The organism is Flavobacterium sp. W21_SRS_FM6, assembly GCF_052119645.1.
Lineage (GTDB): Bacteria > Pseudomonadota > Gammaproteobacteria > Enterobacterales > Alteromonadaceae > Paraglaciecola.
On record NZ_JBGQOM010000021.1, the window covers coordinates 1 to 18,533 of the forward strand.

Here is an 18,533-nt window from a genome sequence, read left to right on the forward strand (position 1 = left end):
CTGATTAACCATTCAACATGGTGGGTGAAGCGTAACACCTTCTCCTAAAAGAACGGCCTCAATTGAGGCCGTTTTTTCTTTAAACGCTTAAATGCACATCCCAGCAAAAATCAATTGATAATAGTTCTTATTTGCGTTAACTTGGCTGTACATAAATTAACTCAGTCTTATTGGTCTTTGACTTCACGTAATTTATGCTAGGGGCCATTATTTAGGATAAGTAATGGCCCCTTTGTTTATGCTAATTGGTATAACTAAGATAAGAGCGACAAAATGATGCCTACCAGCGCCATGAGAATTAAGACTAAAATAGGCAACATGGACAAGCCAAAACCTAGGCCTCGTTTTGCAGGATCGCCCACGTAAGCTCGCCAATATACAAAGCGGTCAATAATATACATACTGCCCAAGGCAGCGACCAACCACGTTAAACCTGAGAAGTATTTTCCTGCTAACAACAAGGCCGGTAAGAACATCACCAGCAATTCCAAAGTATTCATCTGTACACGGTACATACGGTCAAAATCTTCATGACCACTCGTCGCTGGAGCTTTAACCCCCGTCACCATGCGCGCTCGTCCAGTCATTAGCGCAAAAAAGAAGAACTGAAGCACCGCCAAGATGGCGACTAAATCTACGTAAGGCATGTTATTTTCCTGTGTTGTTATTGATGGTCAGATAAACTGGCGCCATTGTAAGATACTTTTTACAAAAACTCTTATCCTTAGCACAACAAAACGCTTATACCTTGCTTAAAAACACCTTGATTACGCATTTAGCTTTAGTTCTGTGTTACTTGAAAAATGTCGTACTTGTTGGGTGATAGGGTCAACAAAACGAAGCTGCTGAGCCAAAAGTTGTAGTGGTTTACTGTAATCATCTAGCCGACTTGTATGGAGTGCGGGGTAATACGTATCGTGTAATAACGGAAAACCAATACTTTGCATGTGTAAGCGCAATTGGTGAGTCTTGCCGCTTATTGGTTTTAACTCAAATAAAGCTTGCTCGGTGGTCTGTTGTACACATCGTATATGAGAGTGACTGTTAGCCACCCCCTCAACAATCTGCATCAAAAATTTGGGCTGGCTTTTTTCCATCCGCGCTTTGACTTCCCATGTTTGATCATTGGAAATCGCGTTGTTACCAATATTAGCAATGGCCTGATAGGTTTTTGTGATTTGCTGTGTTTCAAATAGGCGATGGTAATGTTGGCGGGTCTCTACCTGATGAGTAAATAACACCAAACCCGCCGTCGCTTTATCGATGCGGTGTACCGCTTGCAAGTGGGGGTTAGCAGTTTTACGACGTAATCGATTTTGCAAACATTCTTCAACATATGCACCACCGGGCATAACAGGTAAAAAATGCGGTTTATAAGCCACTAAAATCAAATCATCTTGAAATACGATACGTTCACTAAAGGGCACCACAGGCTCGACATTCACTTCACGGTAATAATAAACCCGCTGCTGCGCTTTAAAAGGCGTTTGCGCGTTAATTAGCTCGCCATCATGCCAATGAACTTTGCCATTCGCCATGCGCTGTTGCCACACATCACTGCTAATTGCCGGAAATTTGAGGATAAGAAACCCTAAGACCGTGCTTACGCCCGGATTGTGCTCAGGTAGGCTAAGCTTTGACGAAGAAACAGCAATAGCCATCATTTTACTCGATAGGGATAGGTTAACAATCGGATAAGTCTGTATTGACGCCGCCAGTATACCCTGTTTCAAGTAAGCCTGTCTGCTCAAAGGTAATAGACAGCTTAGTGCCTTGTTCTGTTACACTCATAGCGTTATTTAACAGTTAAGGAAGAAAGCGATGAAAAAAGTGTTAGTCATTTTTGCAGTATTGGCTCTGCTTATAGCAGGCGGTGTTTGGTATATGTTAAGCGGTGCAGGTGATTTTATTCGTGCGCAGATCGAGCAACAGGGCAGTAAATATTTGGGCACGACGGTAACGGTTTTTAATGTTGACTTAGCATTAACAGAAGGTCGTATGACCATTAGCGATCTTGATGTAAAGAATCCGACAGGCTTTAGCGACGAAGACGCCTTCAGCGTTGACACCATCACCTTGGACTTAGGTGAAGTGATGAGTGAACCCTATGTAGTCCAAACGGTGAATATTAATGCGCCTGAAATTCTCTATGAAGTAGACGCCAGCGGCAGTGGCAACCTGCTCGCCTTAAAAGATAACTTAAGCGCTAATCTACCTAAGACCACAAACCAACCTGCCGCCGAAGATGGCTCGAACCCGTTGGTGATTGTCGAAAATGTCACCGTCAGCAATGTCCGACTAAAACTTAATTTCGAACAGTTGCCCACTGGCGATTTAAACATCGCAACCAAAAGTTACGAGATCACCTTACCCACCTTTTCAGCAGGTCCGATTGGCCAGCCAGATGGCATGCCAGCCGACAAAGTGGGCCTCGCCGTCGTAAACGCTATGTTAGACAACGTAATAGCCGCGGCAAAATCACAAGCGAAAAAACGCCTCGCAGAGGAAGCGAAGAAAAAGGCCAAAGAAAAACTGGAGCAAGAAAAAGACAAGTTGTTAGAAAAAGCCAGTGACAAGCTCAAAGGCCTATTCAACTAGGTAACATGAGGGGCAATATCGGGGCAGACTCCGCTTAAACTTCATCTTGCCCCTCATCTTGTTCGATTCTTGAAAGCCATCGTTTAACGCAACTGTCATCGCCGTTACGGCGGCGATCCCAATACGGCTACTGCGGGTAATATGTAAATGCACGTACCCAGCTAAACCTGCAAAACCTAACTCAGAGTGATCCCATCCGCATGTGTCTGGGCGTTAAAATGTAAAGGTTTACAACCACTCTTGGTCTCCAACAGTGCCAAGAGCGGACGGCCTACACATTCGTCATGTTTGCTCAACTATGCCCAACACATTATGAAATAACTACATCACTTGTGTAATATTTCCTTTAGTTTGTGACAGCAGACTGTCCTTTTGCGCTCACATTAACCACATTATCAGGGGCTCGTTTAGGTTTGCGTCCCAAAGATGGATTCCACTCTATTCGAATTTCAGGATTAGCCATGGTCCAGCATTCGCCATTTGAGTTAAGGAAACAAACCCACATCAGATGCTGCTCTGGCCCATAGTCAATCACACCGTGCGCTAGGGCTGATTCATTTTTTGCTGGAATAAATACCGGGAGGGGTGGATTGAGCTGTGTAAACATCATTGACCTCACTGTGTTAGTAAATAATTGACCTCAGTTCTTATCAGCAACAGCAGAAAATATACCAACATTCTGTGGTAGCAAAAATCACGCTACACAGTCAATTTAGTCAGTATTTATCAAGCCTTCTTCGAGTAAGAAGTTGATCAGGGCACGTGTCCGTTTTGGCACTTGTTTGCGTGAGGGGTAAACCAGAGAAAAATGAATAGTGGGACTCTTTATCTCAGGCATGATGTGTACGAGTGTGCCAGCAACAATTTGTTTTTGAATTGTAGAAGGTAGCAGTGACGCTACGCCCAAACCTTGGATTGCCATTTTTTCCATCATCATAGGCGAGTTACATCGATAAAATTTTTTCGGTTTTAATTCAATTGGCTCACCACAATACTCAAAAAACAAGGTGTCAGAGAAAGATTTTTGTTTAAGTAAAATCCACTGCAAGCCTTGTAACTGGCTAATACTTTGAATGGATCGACTGCCTAGATTTTCCTCTAAAAATTGCGGACTCGCAAAAAGAGCAAGATGGTCTTGATGTAATGCCCGTGCAATCAGTGAGTCATCTTTTGGAAAGCCAATTCTGATCCCTAAATCAATTTGTTCGCTGATTAAATCCAAAGGCGAGTCATCTAAAATCAGGTCTAATTGAATGTCTGGATAACGATTCTGAAAGTCTTTCAACTTCGGCAGAATAAAACGATGGGCCACATCGTGATTCATGGTAATAGCCACTTTACCACTGGGGCTTGATGGTGATGCAATCGCCTCAACGGCTTCTAAAGTGCCTGATAAATTACGCACTTGTTGATAAATATCTAAACCTTCTGTGGTGATGTTTAACTGACGTGTAGAGCGTTGCAGTAGTCGAATACCCAGTATCTCTTCTAAAGCACTAACCTGCTCACTTACTCGTGAACGGCTTGTATTCAGTTTTCGCGCCGCTTCGGCAAAACTTTCGTTTTCAACGACACAGGCGAATACGGCTAATAGCTTTAAATGTGAAATATTTATTGTACTCATTTTCCGAACAACCTATTCCATTTTACTAGCCTACCGATAACGAACATTATGCTGCACACTTATCCTGTTTCCAAATCTAAATGCAATGAGGTAAATAGTATGATTGCTGTAACAGGCGCTAACGGACAACTTGGTTTTTTAACCATTCAACATTTATTAACAAAGACCAAAGCAGAAAATATTGTTGCCTTGGTCAGAAATCTTGAAAAAGCAACCGCTCTTAAGGCCTTAGGTGTGGAAGTGAGACAAGCAGATTATAATAAACCTGACACACTGAGGGGCGCATTGCAGGGCATTAAAAAACTGTTATTAATCTCAGGAAGTGAAATTGGGCAGCGCTTTGCTCAACATCAGGCGGTCATCAATGCGGCTAAAAATCAAAGCCTAGAGTTGTTTGCTTATACCAGTTTATTAAATGCCCCAGACTCTCCCATGATATTAGCGCAAGAGCACCGCGCAACAGAGGAGGCAATTAACCAATCTGGACTCCCGGCGGTAATCTTGCGAAACGGTTGGTATAACGAAAACTATATTCAAGGCGCGATGGGGGCCGTGCAATCTGGCGTTCTACTAGGTTGCGCGCAAAATGGCGAATTTAACACCGCATCTCGCTCTAATTATGCCTTAGCAGCGGCCACCGTGTTAACCTCAACTGAAAGCCAAGCTGGAAAGATTTATGAATTGGCTGGCGATTCTAGCGTCACCTTACGTAACGTTGCCGCCTTAATTTCTGAATGTTCTGGCAAGACCATCAATTACCATGACATTGCTCAAGAAGAGTATGTGAGCTTACTCACACAAATGGGATTACCTAAAGCCTTAGCCGCCATATTGGCGGACAGTGAAGCACAAGCCGCAAAAGGTTGGTTAGCAGATAATAACAAACAATTAAGCCAGTTAATCAAACAACCAACCACGCCCATGTCTGAAACACTCAAAGCGGCGCTCACTTAATATGGCCTTAATTACCTCAGCGGCTAAAAAAATAGCCGCGGTTCACGCCAATAGTTATCCCTTTCTATTTGGGCGCTCAGGCATGCTTGCTTTAGTAAAAGCACCCAATTGTTTTTGCGTGCTTGCCGTGCCACTTAAGAGTTTTTGCACGGCATCATCAATAGATTTCATTTGCTCATAGGCCTGCTCGGTCACCTGCTCTATATGACTTAGATGCTGGTGGATGAGTTGATATTCTTGCTCAAGGCCAACAACCGTGTGATTGATGCCAGCAATACCTTGATTAGACTGTTGAATTTGCCCTAATAATTCACTGAAATCGTTTTGGCTAACCACGATTTTTTCTTGTACTTGCTCGGCTTGTTTATGTAAATGCTGTGACTCATCTTTGGTTTCGCTTACTAAGCGGTCTAAGTCGTTTAAAAAGCCAGAGATCTGCCTGGTTGCATCGCTCACTTTAGCGGCCAAAGTACGCACCTCATCAGCAACCACAGCAAAGCCACGCCCTGCTTCCCCTGCCCTTGCCGCTTCAATGGCCGCGTTAAGCGCCAATAAATTAGTTTGGTCAGAAAAGCCCTCAACCATGTGCAATATCTTTCGCACGTTTTCCGCGTTATCTTGCAAACCTTGAATGGTGCGTGAGAAACGATCTAATAAGCCAACGATGTCCACTAAACGAGTCGACAGATCACCCAATTGTCTACTTGCCACCTCAGCCTTACCTAATGTGACACCCGCTACAGAGTCTACTTGTTCACCGGTTTGCACAATGGTGGATAAGTGCCCCAATACTTGCTTGCTGCCTTTGCGGATTTTCTCACTGTCGTGTTGAGTTTGCTGTAATTGGCCCCGAGTATTTTCCACCGCACCAGATACTTGTTCATTGATGTGATGAGTATCTGTTGCTTGGCTGTGTACCTTGTCGATCAGCTTGGCCAACTGACCAATAAACTGATTATATTCTTCAGAAAGTGTACGAAACTCGTCAAAGGTAAAAGCAGGTAAACGCAGAGATAGATTTGCGTCTTGAGAATTGGATTGCTGCAACACACTGATCAGTGCTTTGACAGGCCGTACGATTAAAAAATGCAAATAACCGATGGTAAAAACAAAGGCACTCAAACCTAAAACCAGACACAGCCACCAAAAACTTGGGTCTTTTTCTGGGTACGCTAAATACATCGCCACGACAAAAACTAAGGCTAAAAAACCGATATTACCGATTATTTTGCGACTCAGGGTCGAAAAAAACTGCCGTTCAATGAAGGTGTACAGTGCGGTAAATGTCGACATAAATAAGCGATTCCTGGCTCGTTGTTAAACCTATTATAAAAACTAAAGCGACTTCCACAAGTCTCATTTCTGGGTATTTTACCCCGCGTAACCTCGTAAGATGAAAGTGAACGAGGCAGATACCGCAAGTCAAAAACTAAATGGCTAATTCGCTTTTCAACCATTGAGTAAAAACCTTGATCCGGGCCATGCGCGGTGATTCCTCATCATATAACAAGGAAAACCGCAAACCCGGCTCTATTTGAATATCAAAAGGTTTAATTAATGCCCCCGATTCAATCAAATCCTGAGCCATGCAAGCTGAGGTTAAAAAGATCCCATGCCCACTTAACACCGCATTAATTCCCATTTCCCAAGTTGTCACCTCCATCCAATTATAACAACTAGGATCCACTGGCACGCCTGCCAGCTTAAACCAATCTTTCCAACTGAACCCGCTGCGGCCGGCGCCTATTGCTTCAACTAGCCAACATTGGTTGATTTTTTCAGGGCTGCTTAATTGCTCTTCTTGGTAAACTCTGGGCGAGCAGATGGGAAACACCGGATCAAGCAACAGGGTTTCTTGATGCACCTTGGTAACCTGCATCTCGCCTTGGCGAATTGCCACATCAATATCAGAATGCCGCACGTCTTCATATTGTGCAGAAGCTAGCGCTCTGACCTGAATATCAGGATACAAAACAGAAAATTTCCAGAGCCGGGGCACCAACCATCTAGAGCAAAAAGAAGGCGAAGCGGTTACCGTAATAATACCTGCTTGTGGTTCGACTTGAATACGATCAAAGCCTAAAGATAATTCACTAAAGGCCTTGCCAACTGACTCTAATAAGGTGCTGCCTTGTTTAGTCAATTGCATTGCCCGCCCTTGGCGAGTAAATAGTTTTACCTGCAAGTGCGCTTCAAGGTTTCGGATTTGCTGGCTCACCGCCGCCTGCGTAATCGCTAACTCATCGGCAGCTAAGCTGTAACTTTGATGCCTAGCCGCTGCATCAAAGCAGCGTAAGAGTGCAATATGTCTTAAACGTTTATCCATTAGTTTAACTTATATTTATAGTCGAATTTGATTGTTCGCCTTATGGCCTTACGCACGTCAATATTAAACTATCAAATCGAATAAAAGGTAATAGACCATGCAGAAAATTAGCATCACAAGCCATGAAAATAAAGAAAAATCTATCAAAGATAATAAGCCATCAGCGCTTTTTAGACTTAATTTATGGTTGACTAAGGTCAGTAAGGCATTGAATTTGGCACAGCTTTCAAACTATAAGTAAAACTTAACACTAACACAAAACAAGTCACTCGCATTGCCTAGAGTCAAGCCCGCTAAGTAAATCGATGACTGTTGATTACGACGCCAACACGTCTTTAGCGTCTAAAAGCATGTCTAAGGGTGGCTAGGTCACCCTCTGTGTTTTCGGCAATTCCAACTTCCGACAAACCATGAAATTCATTCATGGCTTGATGAAATAAAGTCATTTTTATTCATATAAAAAGCCCCGTATAACTGACTCATGTGCCTAGCTTTGACCCAAACTCGCCTTATCACTGAGTGCTATCAGAAATGAGATATCGCAGATAACTCTGGATACGACTCACTGAACGTTCAGATAATAAATTGGCAATAAGTGCAAAGGCACACCTGACATTCAGATTTTATCTAACAAAAAAGAATACGCGATCATCATGAATAAAGACTTCAAATTTACCATCAAAAGCGTGCGGTTCGATGAGCACTATCTACCTTCGGACACTACGCGCATTACAACTAACTTTGCAAATTTGGCCAGAGGCAAGAGTCGCCAAGAGAATTTGCGCAACACCTTAAAGATGATTGACAACCGTTTTAATGCTTTAGCATATCGGGATAACCCCACAGGCAATCGTTACACCCTCGAACTGGATATCATTTCTGTCGAGATGAAGATTGATACTCACCGCAGTAGTCATGCCTTGCCTCTGATTGAAATCTTGAAATCGACTATTTTTGATCGAAAAACCAATAACCGTATTGAAGGCATTGTAGGAAACAATTTTTCTTCCTACATACGAGATTATGACTTCAGCGTACTATTGCCCGGTCACAATAAAAATCTATCGAAATTTAGCACGCCAGCCAATTTTGGTGAGCTGCATGGCAAGCTATTTAAGTGCTTTACAAACTCACCTACCTACCACGCGCATTTTAACAAACCGCCTGTTATCTGCCTGAGTGTGTCAAGCACTAAGGCCTATCAACGGACTGACAATCAGCATGCCGTATTGGGCATGGAATACCAACAAAATGAACATTCATTAACTGATGAGTATTTCAACAAAATGGGCTTAAAGGTTCGGTATTTCATGCCGCCAAATAGTGTGGCCCCTCTGGCCTTTTACTTTACCGGTGATTTGCTTGGTGATTACACAGAGCTTGAGCTTATCAGTACCATCAGCACCATGGATACCTTTCAAAAGATTTATCGACCAGAAATTTACAATGCAAATTCTGCCGCCGGCTTCATCTATCAACCCAGTTTGCAACATCAGGATTATTCATTAACGCGCATTGTATATGATCGAGAAGAACGCAGTCAGCTCGCCGTTGAACAAGGCAAATTTGTTGAAGAACATTTTATCAAGCCTTATCAAACTACGCTTGAGCAGTGGTCGGCTAACTACGCTCTGTAACTCATCGCTTCTATCCAAAATAATTGGAATTGCTCGGCTCCAGCAAAGGAGTGAGACCCCCATGAGCTTAGCCGTACCAAATGCAACTCGGTTGGCGCAACTCGGTTGGCGCAACGTCGGTTGGCGCAACGCGGTTGGCGCAACGTCGGTTACCGATTGGGGCGAATGAGTGCAGCCAACAAACGAGCGGTTTCAAACGGACGCCGCTCGGGATAAAAGATATATAAGATTATTATTGATACAAGGTCACCTATTATGAAAAAACTATTACCCACTTCAACGGCTGGCAGCTTGCCTAAGCCCGCCTGGCTGGCTCAACCTGAGACACTTTGGTCACCCTGGAAATTGCAAGGCGCAGAATTAATCGAGGGCAAACAAGATGCATTGCGCTTATCGTTGCACGAACAACAACATGCAGGCATTGATATTGTCAGTGATGGTGAGCAATCACGCCAACACTTTGTCACGACCTTTATTGAGCACTTAAGCGGCGTTGATTTTGCAAAACGAGAAACCGTTAGAATTCGTGATCGTTATGATGCAAGCGTACCAACAGTGGTGGGTGAGGTAACTCGACCAAAATCGGTTTTTGTTGAAGACGCCACATTTTTACGGCAGCAAACCAAACAAGCGATAAAATGGGCCCTGCCAGGCCCTATGACCATGATCGATACCCTGTATGACAATCACTATAAAAGTCGCGAAAAACTCGCTTGGGAATTTGCTAAAATTCTCAACCAAGAAGCCAGAGAGCTAGAAGCGGCAGGGGTGGATATTATCCAATTTGATGAGCCCGCCTTTAATGTGTTTTTTGACGAAGTCAATGACTGGGGCGTTGCCACCCTCGAGAGAGCCATTGAGGGACTTAAATGCGAAACCGCCGTGCATATTTGCTACGGTTACGGCATCAAAGCCAATACCGATTGGAAAAAGACGCTGGGCTCAGAGTGGCGCCAATATGAAAAGGCGTTTCCCAAGCTACAAAAATCCAGTATTGATATCATCTCACTGGAATGCCACAACTCCCATGTGCCTATGGATTTGATTGAACTCATTCGTGGTAAAAAAGTGATGGTAGGCGCCATTGATGTGGCAAGCAACACCATTGAAACACCAGAAGAAGTCGCCAATACCCTACGTAAAGCACTGCAATTTGTCGATGCCGATAAACTTTACCCTAGCACCAACTGCGGTATGGCGCCCCTATCCCGCCAAGTAGCAAGAGGCAAACTCAATGCCTTAAGTGCTGGCGCTGATATCATTCGCAGAGAGCTCTCGATATAGTTACTTTTTACCAGAATAAGGCACAGCAAGGTAAAGCAAGTGACAGAGGTTGTTTAAACTAATAAGGTTGGACGAATAAGTTTTGACTAGTGTATTGCCAGGGGGAACTGTCGCGCTAATTACCGCGCGACATTGTCGTATGAGCATTCGCAGTTGGAGTTTATTTTGGCAATCTGACAGTCTCAGATGAGCGATCTGCCGCCAATCTGTAACGACAGCTTTTTGGTTAAGTTTACTGAGAAAGCGGACAGTCGAATATCAGTTCGTCAGCAGATATTTATCTCTCCTATTAGTCTGATGTCAAAACAAGATATGCGTGGTAATCTGTCCTAAAAGTTTAAACAAGAAAGGGGTTGGAATATCATCATCTAACGGTTTGGACCTACATTGCGTCCCCTCCCTTAAAAGGACTTAAAATTGAATAAAAATATTCTTCTTTTATGGCAGGGTCAGTTGGTCAGCCAATTAGGAATGCAAGCTTATACTATTGCCATGATGTTTTGGTTAATGGAAAACACAAACTCTTCAATATTGATGAGCCTCGTTTTAACATTATCTATATTGCCCAATGTTTTATTTGGTCCTATTGCTGGTGTAATAGCTGATCGGTTATCACGGAAAAAAATTATCATCGTCACTGACCTTATTCGAGGTTTTGCTGTATTTATTCTATCTCTAATGATTTTCAGCAAGTATGGTAGTCAGTCACTTGTTGTAGTGCTTTTCGCCTCAGTCTCTGTAATTAATGGAATATCGAGAGCTTTCTTTCAACCTGCCATAGATGCTTTTATTCCTGATTTAGTGTCTACAAGAAATCTTCCTAAAACAGTTGCGTTTTTTCAGTCATCAACTCAATTTGCAACAATAATAGGTCAAGCATTAGGTGGTCTCCTTTATCGTGTATTTGGGGCACCTCTTTTACTTTTGCTTGACTCTATTTCATATTTTTTATCTGCATTTAGTGAATCATTTATCAAACATGACTTTATAAAACGAAAAAGTGAAAACAGCGTAAAAGATAAATACAAGCAACATAAAGCGGATTTACTCGAAGGGCTAAATTTCGTTAAGGGTTGTAAAGGGATGCTTCAAACGATGATTTTTGCTTCCTCGATCAATTTTTTCATTGCTCCTATCATGTTGCTCTTACCATTTTACGTATCGGAACAACTATCTGCCGAAGCTCAGTGGTATGGTTTTTTACTGGCTGCAATGGCATTTGGAAGTATTCTTGGATATTGGTTTTCTGCAACTTTAAATGTAAAAGGTAGTCGCAGAACCCTTGTAATGTTTACCTCAATGTTTTTGCTTGCGTGTAGTTTAATGATGCTCAGTCAAAGCGTTTCACCTGTTTTTTCATTGATTGGCATTTTAGTCACAGGATTAAGTTTAGGAACCTTTAATCTTCAAGCAACGACTTTATTCCAAAAACACTCACCAACTGAAATGCGAGGGCGAGTTATGAGTCTGCTAATGACTGTATCGAGTGGGCTATTACCAATAGGGTTACTAATTGGTGGTGGCCTAGGGGCTTTAACTAATAACGACACTCAATTGATTTTTGGCCTATCTTCTTTGAGCATTGTCATACTTACAATATTTACGAGTCTAAATTCAAATGTAAGGAGTTTTACGTTTAATTCTTAACCTTTTAGCTTACGACAATTGTAATGAGAGACTGAGAAGTAGAAGTCCGCTTGTCACACTAAGTCTAATGTAAGTGACATCAATAACCTGACTGTCTCCTTTCTGCTATATCCGCTAAGTCAACCAGCGAGTCTTGACAGTCGGGTATTGGCACACAGGTGCCATTAAACAAAGTCGCTTGGTGTTAACAACATACGTTTGAGCAATAAAAGCGCATTTATGCGCTGTTTTCACTGAGTAAAATTGCGATTTTACCGCAAGGTACTCGATAACCCTCGAACACCTTGCATGCTATTCAAGGGGGTATCTTAAAGCTTTAAATAATCTTACTGACCTTATTTAAACGAACCCGGCCATTCCGCCGCGATGTAGGTAAACACAATCCAAGCCGCTACGTTTTGGCGCATATGCTCGGGATTAACCTTATCAAAGGTATCGTCTGGTGTGTGATGCAAGTCAAAATAGTCGGTGCCATCTTGCATTAGGTTTAGGGCAGGCACGCCCAATGCCGCCAGAGGCATCATATCTGGACCACCGCTGGTATTGCCGCTGCGACGATTAACCCCAAGCTCTCCCATCAATGCAGCCATGGTATCCACCACATGCAGAGCGTGTGGTGCGACATTGTCGGAAGCTTGCAGGCCATAAACAGGACCAGCGCCAAAATCAGATTCAGAGCCAATAACATGCTTAGCAATCGTGCCATCTGCCTCTCGTGCTTTGGCATAAGCGCGAGCACCAATCAAGCCCAGCTCTTCTGCGCCCCACAGGATGACTCTGATGGTGCGACGAGGACGTTGTTTAGTATTATTTTTAATCAGTGCCGCCGTTGCCATGGCGATGGCAACACCTGCGCCATCATCTACTGCGCCCGTGCCTAAGTCCCAGCTGTCCAAATGGCCGCCAATCACCACCACTTCATCAGGAAGTTCACGGCCGGTTATTTCGCCGATGACATTTTTGGTGACAATAGCCCCCAGATCGTTGGTTTGAATATTCAAGCGAATTTTAGGGCTGTGACCGTATTCAATTAAACGCACTAACTGATCGGCATCAGGGTTAGACAGCGCTACAGCAGGTACCTTTGTATAACCCATCGCTACATTGGTAGCGCCCGTATGGGGGTTGCGGTGATCGTCGGTACCAATAGAACGGATAAGCAAGGCTTCAGCCCCTTTTTGGGCGGCGAGCTCATGACCTTTTGAGCGGGCGATATTAGCAGGACCGTAACCCGCACCGTCTTGAAAGCGTTCCATTCGATTACTGATAAAGGCAATTTTTCCTTTTAAACTGCCATCAGCGGCTTTTTCGAGATCAGCGTAGCTGGCAAAATGCACTATTGCTGCTTCTAAGCCGCCTTCAGGTGTTGATTTAGACCGGCCTAGGGCAGTGATTGTCATTTTTTGATAAGAAGGGAGCAGGATTTCAGCCGTCTCGACGCCGCGAACCCAACCATTCATCTCGACGTCTTCGGTATACACCTTATCAAAGCCCAGAGCCTTTAATTTTTGTATTCCCCATTCAATACCGGCTTTTTCGCCAGGTGTACCTGGGTGGCGCGCACCAACTTCTGTAGTGAGCGATTTTAATATTTCGTAGGCGCTATCGTCTTTCATGGCTTTATCACGCAAGCTAACTGCCATCTCTTTTGTTTCTTTAGAAACGGGGATTATGCTGTTATTGGCTAAGATAGGTGCGGCAAAGAGTAAAGCAGCAAGCGCCGTTATGTTAAGCAAATTCATGGAGTTCCCTTTTATTGTTGTGTTTTTATTTATGATGCCACGTTATTTGCTTGCCGTCAGCCGCTCAGGTATTTAGATTTTACCCACCCAAGCTATGTATAGTGACTTGCCTTGAAGCCTTATAGATTTTTGCAATCGTGACACGGCTTTTGCTAGTGTCGCTGAGACTCAACTTGACTGGTTAATTGATTGAATAAAGGATAAAAAAAAGCCTGATAAAATCAGGCTTGAAGATGAAAACACACATAGGACACACATAGGACACACATAGGACACACATAAAAACTATATAATCAGAGGGCAAGTACTCGCTTAAGTTCAGTTGTTTGAAAAATATTTTTAAAAAATTATTCCTATGACAACGGAGTAGTCAGTGGCTTTAAGTTTACACCCCCATCTCAACGGCTTTTTTAGGGGTAAAGCTGCTGCCCATGGAAGCAATAATAACCAAACCAATCGCTGCCCACTGCAACAAGCTCAGTTGCTCACTTAAAATAACCAAGCCCGCCAATGCAGCGATAGCGGGCTCTAGGCTCATCAGCACGCTAAAGGCCTGAGTAGGCATGTTTCTAAGGGCAACCATTTCCAAGGAGTAAGGTAAGGCACTGGATAACACCCCAACCAATAAGCCAAGAGGTAAAACTTCCCAGCTAAACAACGCTAAGCCTTGGCTCACTGCGCCAATTGGCACAATCACTATGGCAGCCACTGTCATGCCAAGCGCCACGGTAATGCCACCTGAGGCTTGTTTGCCCGTGCGAGTGCCAAACACGATATACCCTGCCCAGCACCCACCAGCCCCTATGGCCATTAATGCACCAGTAAGATCCAGCCCTTGTGCGCTCGCTAAATCAGGCATTAGCAAAAAAATCCCGGCAATGGCCAAGGCAACCCACAGCAAATCACTTTTTTGCTTAGACCCCAATAAAGCCACGGCTAAAGGTCCGGTAAACTCAAGGGCAACGGCTATGCCTAAGGGAATCCGTTCAATCGCAAGGTAAAATAGAATATTCATCCCGCCTAAACACATGCCATAAAAAATAATGCTTTGCCAATCTCGGCCTTGAGGTAAGGCACGCCATGGACGAAACACGAAGCAAAGTACTGCAGCAGCAAAACCTAAACGCAAAGCAGTGGTGCCTTCTGGCCCAACCACAGGAAAAAGTTGTTTTGCTAAAGACGCGCCTGTTTGAATAGTCACCATAGCGAGTAAAACACTACCAATTGCAGTCAGCAAAACACGGTTAAATTGCATCTAAAGTACATCCAAAAAATCAATAAGCTAAGCGGCAGCATTCTACCTGAGGCAAGTCAAACCCAGCAGAAATTATTATGGGTAAATCTTAAAGACCTACCATTTAGGCAACTGAGTGGAGGTAGAATATCATTTACCCAAACAGCTATTTCAGTTTTAACTAAACTAGGCTGTGTGTCATGATAATGTTAAGGACCTTGTTGAAGTGCTGAGTAGTGAAGTGTGTGGTTAACAACATTGGAAAACCTGAAAGATGTTTAAAAACAAGCAAGATGCAAAACCTAAAGAAATAACCTACGAACGAGTCAAAGGATATTACTTGTGGTTGATCGGTAAATATGGAGATTACACAGCAAAAACCTTATTGCAAAAGGCCAATACATTATTCAAAGAAGACACATCTTTTAATCAAGAAGCCCTTAACTACCTTATCGAACAAGGCTTTGTTGATGATCTTCGTTATGCACAACGCTTGACCCAAAATTATTCAGAAAAGAATATTGGCCTGAGCAAAATAAAACAAAAACTCTATACCAAAGGCTTCACGTCCCAAATCATCAATGAGTGCTTAGGATCAATAGTTAACACTGAAGATGACTATTTAGATAAGGCACTGGCACTTAAAGTAAAAAAATTTGGTGAATCCCCAATTGTCGACGACAAACTTAAACAAAAAGCAATGCGACATTTGATTGGTCAAGGATTCTCCTATTCAATTGCCAATAAAGCGATTAACAGCTCAAGTATTGAGGATTTGTGAGCCAAACATTCATCTTACGAGATTACCAAACTCAAGCGGTTGAGGCGGCGCTAAAGCACTTTCGCCGTGGCGATGATCCAGCGGTAATTGTATTGCCTACCGGTGCAGGTAAAAGCTTGGTCATTGCTGAGCTGAGTCGGCTGGCCTTAGGTCGCGTTATTTGTCTTGCCCATGTAAAAGAATTGGTTGAACAAAATCATGCAAAATTTCTGGCTACGGGTGCAACTGCAGGACTTTTTTCTGCAGGACTGGGCCAAAAAAATAGCACCGCCAAAACAGTCTTTGCCAGTATTCAATCACTGTCAGCTAACCTCGACGATTTTCACACTCCTGCCAGCCTGATTATTATTGATGAATGCCATCGGGTGGGCATGGACGATAGCGGTCAATACCACAAAACCATCACCCATTTTCGCAGGCTGAATCCTAGCGTAAAGATCCTGGGTTTAACCGCTACCCCCTATCGATTAGGCAGCGGCTGGATTTATCAACACCATTACCATGGCTATACACGGCCCTCAAGCGACACATTTTTTAAGAAATGTATTTTTGAACTACCACTGCAACACATGGTAAAAAAAGCTTATTTAACGCCGCCCATTCATTATGATGCCGCCATTGCCCATTATGACTTTAGTTTGTTGACAGAAAGTTTAGACGGCGAGCAAGACACCGATGATATCGCCTTAAATGAGCTCATTCACAAATATCCACGCGTGACCAAGGCAGTGACCGAGCAAATACTGCAGCTTAGTCAAAACCGTCAAGGCGTGATGATTTTTGCTGCAACCGTCGATCACGCCCAAGAAATCTGTGCTTATTTACCTGCAGAGCAAACCGCTTTAATTACCGGCAGCACCAAAATAAAACAACGTGATGAGCTAATCGCCGCGTTTAAAGCCAAAAAAATTAAGTACTTAGTGAATGTATCGGTATTAACCACAGGCTTTGATGCGCCCCACGTGGATGTGATTGCTATTTTGCGGCCCACGCAATCGATCAGTTTATTTCAACAAATTGTCGGTCGAGGTTTGCGCCTCAGCCCGGGGAAAAAAGACTGCCTAGTATTGGATTACACCAATAATGGCTACAATATTTTTCAGCCAGAAATTGGCGAAAAAAAGCCCACACAAGATTCCGTAGCAGTGCAAATCCATTGCCCACAATGCGGTTTTGCCAATGCATTTTGGGGCAGAAAAGACCCACAAGGAAATATTCTTGAGCATTTTGGCCGCCGATGCCATGGCTTGATTGACGGCCCCGAAGGCCCAAATGGCCCCCAATACGAGACGCAATGCACTTATCGGTTTCGCTTTAAAAGCTGCCCACACTGTAACCAAGAAAACGATATCGCCGCCAGACAATGCCAGCATTGCTCAGAAAAGTTAATTGATCCCGACGATATTTTAAGAAAAGCATTAAATCTAAAGAACAACAAAGTATTGCGCTGCGCTGCCATCACGCCAGAGATTATCTGGGCCGACACAAGTGTAAAAATCACCTATCACGACGAAGACGGCCTCACCTTATCGGAGACTTTCCGCTTTAACTATAAAAATTCTAGGCAAACCTTTAACCAACTCTTTGCCCGACGAATAGCCAACGGCAGTCAGTCGATTCAGTTCGAATCACTAAAAGAGCTAGAGAGGTTTTTACCTTACCTGCCGGCGCCTGACTTTGTGATAGCCAAAAAGCACAAACATCACTGGCAAGTGAGCGAGCGTTTATTTGATTACGAGGGCCCTTATCGAAAAGCCAATGAACTTAGTTAAGGATGCCATGGGCAAAAAGAAGCAGTGTGGTGCAGAATTGAGCAAGCAAAAGCAGACAAAAGCTAAAGATATTGAACCACAGACAACTCCGTTGTGGGGCACACAGAACGCGGAGGAAAAGAACAAAAACCAACCCAGTTATAAGCAACATCACCCTTGTTTTTTAACTAGCACCCGACATTTCAATCGAATCAAATATCTCATTATCGTGGATGGCTCTTTAATTCGCTAAGCAAAATCAATACGGTAATATTCCACTTGTTCGCTAAACAGCGGGTCGACATGCAAGGCTGTTTTCTCAAACACCATACCCAGTTTTTTCATAACCTGTATCGACGCCCCATTGTCTTTTACCGCAATGGCAGAGAAGCTTTTCACCTGATGATTATCGGCAAGCACATGCATAATGTGCTTTGCCGCTTCAGTGGCGTAACCCTTGCCCCAAGTTATTTGCTTAAAGCGCCAGCCTAATTCCCAATTATCAAACTCTGGTTTTTCACTGAAAAAATGCATCGGCCTGACGAGTATCCAACCTAAATAAGCTTGTGATGCGCTGTCACAGACTTCCCAAAGCCCCCAACCTTTTTCGGGGTTTAAATACTTAGCCAAGCGCGGCAACATACGGTCTTCAATATCTTGTAAAGTACTAGGCACACCCTTAGTAATGTATTTCATCACCAGCGGATCACTATCAACATCAAGTAAACGTGGACCATCGGCTAAGGTCATAAGCCGATAACTAAGGCGTTCTGAAGGATTGATTATCATTAGTTTATGATCCTAGTAAATGCACTTTGCCGAATTGATAAATATACAGCCATCTACCAGTATTTTCATCGGCTCTGACCCTGCAGGTTGATTTCTAGGCACACCTTTAGTAATGTACTTCATCACCAGCGGATCACTATCCACATCAAGTAAACGTGGTCCATCA

The 18,533-nt window shown here is 43.5% G+C and carries 17 protein-coding genes; 8 read left to right on the top strand and 9 right to left on the bottom strand.

Features of this window, described 5'->3' with window-relative positions; translation table 11 throughout:
• Positions 1 to 254: 254 nt before the first annotated feature.
• Positions 255 to 647, bottom strand: coding sequence for an MAPEG family protein (locus ACEN2L_RS20395; protein ID WP_441745922.1), 393 nt, complete (start codon positions 645 to 647; stop codon positions 255 to 257).
• Positions 648 to 767: 120 nt separating this feature from the next.
• Complete coding sequence (locus ACEN2L_RS20400) at positions 768 to 1,733, bottom strand: pseudouridine synthase (protein WP_441745923.1); 966 nt, start codon at positions 1,731 to 1,733, stop codon at positions 768 to 770.
• Positions 1,734 to 1,821: 88 nt separating this feature from the next.
• On the opposite strand from ACEN2L_RS20400, the gene ACEN2L_RS20405 reads away from it, so the two are divergent.
• Positions 1,822 to 2,598, top strand: coding sequence for a hypothetical protein (locus ACEN2L_RS20405; RefSeq protein WP_306021677.1), 777 nt, complete (start codon positions 1,822 to 1,824; stop codon positions 2,596 to 2,598).
• 346 nt (positions 2,599 to 2,944) lie between these two features.
• Here ACEN2L_RS20405 and ACEN2L_RS20410 read toward each other — a convergent pair whose 3' ends face one another.
• Together ACEN2L_RS20410 and ACEN2L_RS20415 are read right to left on the bottom strand one after the other, a co-directional pair.
• The gene (locus ACEN2L_RS20410) at positions 2,945 to 3,208 is read right to left on the bottom strand and encodes a hypothetical protein (RefSeq protein ID WP_306021678.1); all 264 of its coding nucleotides are present in this window, start codon (positions 3,206 to 3,208) and stop codon (positions 2,945 to 2,947) included.
• 102 nt (positions 3,209 to 3,310) lie between these two features.
• On the bottom strand, positions 3,311 to 4,222 hold the full coding sequence (locus tag ACEN2L_RS20415) for a LysR family transcriptional regulator (protein WP_441745924.1): 912 nt from the start codon (positions 4,220 to 4,222) through the stop codon (positions 3,311 to 3,313).
• Positions 4,223 to 4,321: 99 nt separating this feature from the next.
• Between ACEN2L_RS20415 and ACEN2L_RS20420 the strand changes: the two genes are divergently transcribed.
• A complete protein-coding gene (locus tag ACEN2L_RS20420) occupies positions 4,322 to 5,176 on the top strand; it encodes an SDR family oxidoreductase (RefSeq protein WP_441745925.1) in 855 nt (284 codons plus the stop codon).
• A gap of 54 nt (positions 5,177 to 5,230) precedes the next feature.
• Here the strand turns inward: ACEN2L_RS20420 and ACEN2L_RS20425 are convergent, their stop codons facing one another.
• Both ACEN2L_RS20425 and ACEN2L_RS20430 read right to left on the bottom strand, forming a co-directional pair.
• Complete coding sequence (locus ACEN2L_RS20425) at positions 5,231 to 6,469, bottom strand: methyl-accepting chemotaxis protein (protein WP_306021163.1); 1,239 nt, start codon at positions 6,467 to 6,469, stop codon at positions 5,231 to 5,233.
• 136 nt (positions 6,470 to 6,605) lie between these two features.
• Positions 6,606 to 7,502, bottom strand: coding sequence for a LysR substrate-binding domain-containing protein (locus ACEN2L_RS20430; RefSeq protein WP_441745926.1), 897 nt, complete (start codon positions 7,500 to 7,502; stop codon positions 6,606 to 6,608).
• A 653-nt stretch (positions 7,503 to 8,155) separates the two neighbouring features.
• Here ACEN2L_RS20430 and ACEN2L_RS20435 point away from each other — a divergent pair.
• The 3 genes from ACEN2L_RS20435 (at position 8,156) to ACEN2L_RS20445 (ending at position 12,070) form a co-directional block, all read left to right on the top strand.
• The gene (locus ACEN2L_RS20435) at positions 8,156 to 9,139 is read left to right on the top strand and encodes a DUF1852 domain-containing protein (RefSeq protein ID WP_441745927.1); all 984 of its coding nucleotides are present in this window, start codon (positions 8,156 to 8,158) and stop codon (positions 9,137 to 9,139) included.
• Between the two features lie 255 nt (positions 9,140 to 9,394).
• Positions 9,395 to 10,423 carry a methionine synthase gene (locus ACEN2L_RS20440; protein ID WP_441745928.1) on the top strand — a complete coding sequence of 343 codons (1,029 nt, stop codon included), beginning with the start codon at positions 9,395 to 9,397 and terminating at the stop codon, positions 10,421 to 10,423.
• A 417-nt stretch (positions 10,424 to 10,840) separates the two neighbouring features.
• A complete protein-coding gene (locus ACEN2L_RS20445; protein ID WP_441745929.1) occupies positions 10,841 to 12,070 on the top strand; it encodes an MFS transporter in 1,230 nt (409 codons plus the stop codon).
• A gap of 335 nt (positions 12,071 to 12,405) precedes the next feature.
• Here ACEN2L_RS20445 and ACEN2L_RS20450 read toward each other — a convergent pair whose 3' ends face one another.
• Both ACEN2L_RS20450 and ACEN2L_RS20455 read right to left on the bottom strand, forming a co-directional pair.
• On the bottom strand, positions 12,406 to 13,812 hold the full coding sequence (locus ACEN2L_RS20450) for a M20/M25/M40 family metallo-hydrolase (RefSeq protein WP_441745930.1): 1,407 nt from the start codon (positions 13,810 to 13,812) through the stop codon (positions 12,406 to 12,408).
• A 385-nt stretch (positions 13,813 to 14,197) separates the two neighbouring features.
• On the bottom strand, positions 14,198 to 15,067 hold the full coding sequence (locus tag ACEN2L_RS20455; RefSeq protein ID WP_441745931.1) for an EamA family transporter: 870 nt from the start codon (positions 15,065 to 15,067) through the stop codon (positions 14,198 to 14,200).
• A 253-nt stretch (positions 15,068 to 15,320) separates the two neighbouring features.
• On the opposite strand from ACEN2L_RS20455, the gene ACEN2L_RS20460 reads away from it, so the two are divergent.
• From ACEN2L_RS20460 to ACEN2L_RS20470, 3 genes are read left to right on the top strand one after another with little or no spacing between them, the layout of a single operon-like run.
• The gene (locus tag ACEN2L_RS20460) at positions 15,321 to 15,827 is read left to right on the top strand and encodes a regulatory protein RecX (protein WP_441745932.1); all 507 of its coding nucleotides are present in this window, start codon (positions 15,321 to 15,323) and stop codon (positions 15,825 to 15,827) included.
• Positions 15,824 to 17,599 (top strand): DEAD/DEAH box helicase family protein, encoded by a 1,776-nt coding sequence (locus tag ACEN2L_RS20465; protein ID WP_441745933.1) that lies wholly within the window; start codon positions 15,824 to 15,826, stop codon positions 17,597 to 17,599. The genes ACEN2L_RS20460 and ACEN2L_RS20465 overlap by 4 nt, the downstream gene beginning before the upstream one ends.
• Complete coding sequence (locus ACEN2L_RS20470) at positions 17,586 to 17,831, top strand: hypothetical protein (protein WP_441745934.1); 246 nt, start codon at positions 17,586 to 17,588, stop codon at positions 17,829 to 17,831. Before ACEN2L_RS20465 ends, ACEN2L_RS20470 begins: the two co-directional genes overlap by 14 nt.
• Here ACEN2L_RS20470 and ACEN2L_RS20475 read toward each other — a convergent pair.
• The gene (locus ACEN2L_RS20475) at positions 17,828 to 18,367 is read right to left on the bottom strand and encodes a GNAT family N-acetyltransferase (RefSeq protein ID WP_441745935.1); all 540 of its coding nucleotides are present in this window, start codon (positions 18,365 to 18,367) and stop codon (positions 17,828 to 17,830) included. The two genes, ACEN2L_RS20470 and ACEN2L_RS20475, sit on opposite strands and share 4 nt — an antisense overlap.
• Positions 18,368 to 18,533: the final 166 nt, after the last annotated feature.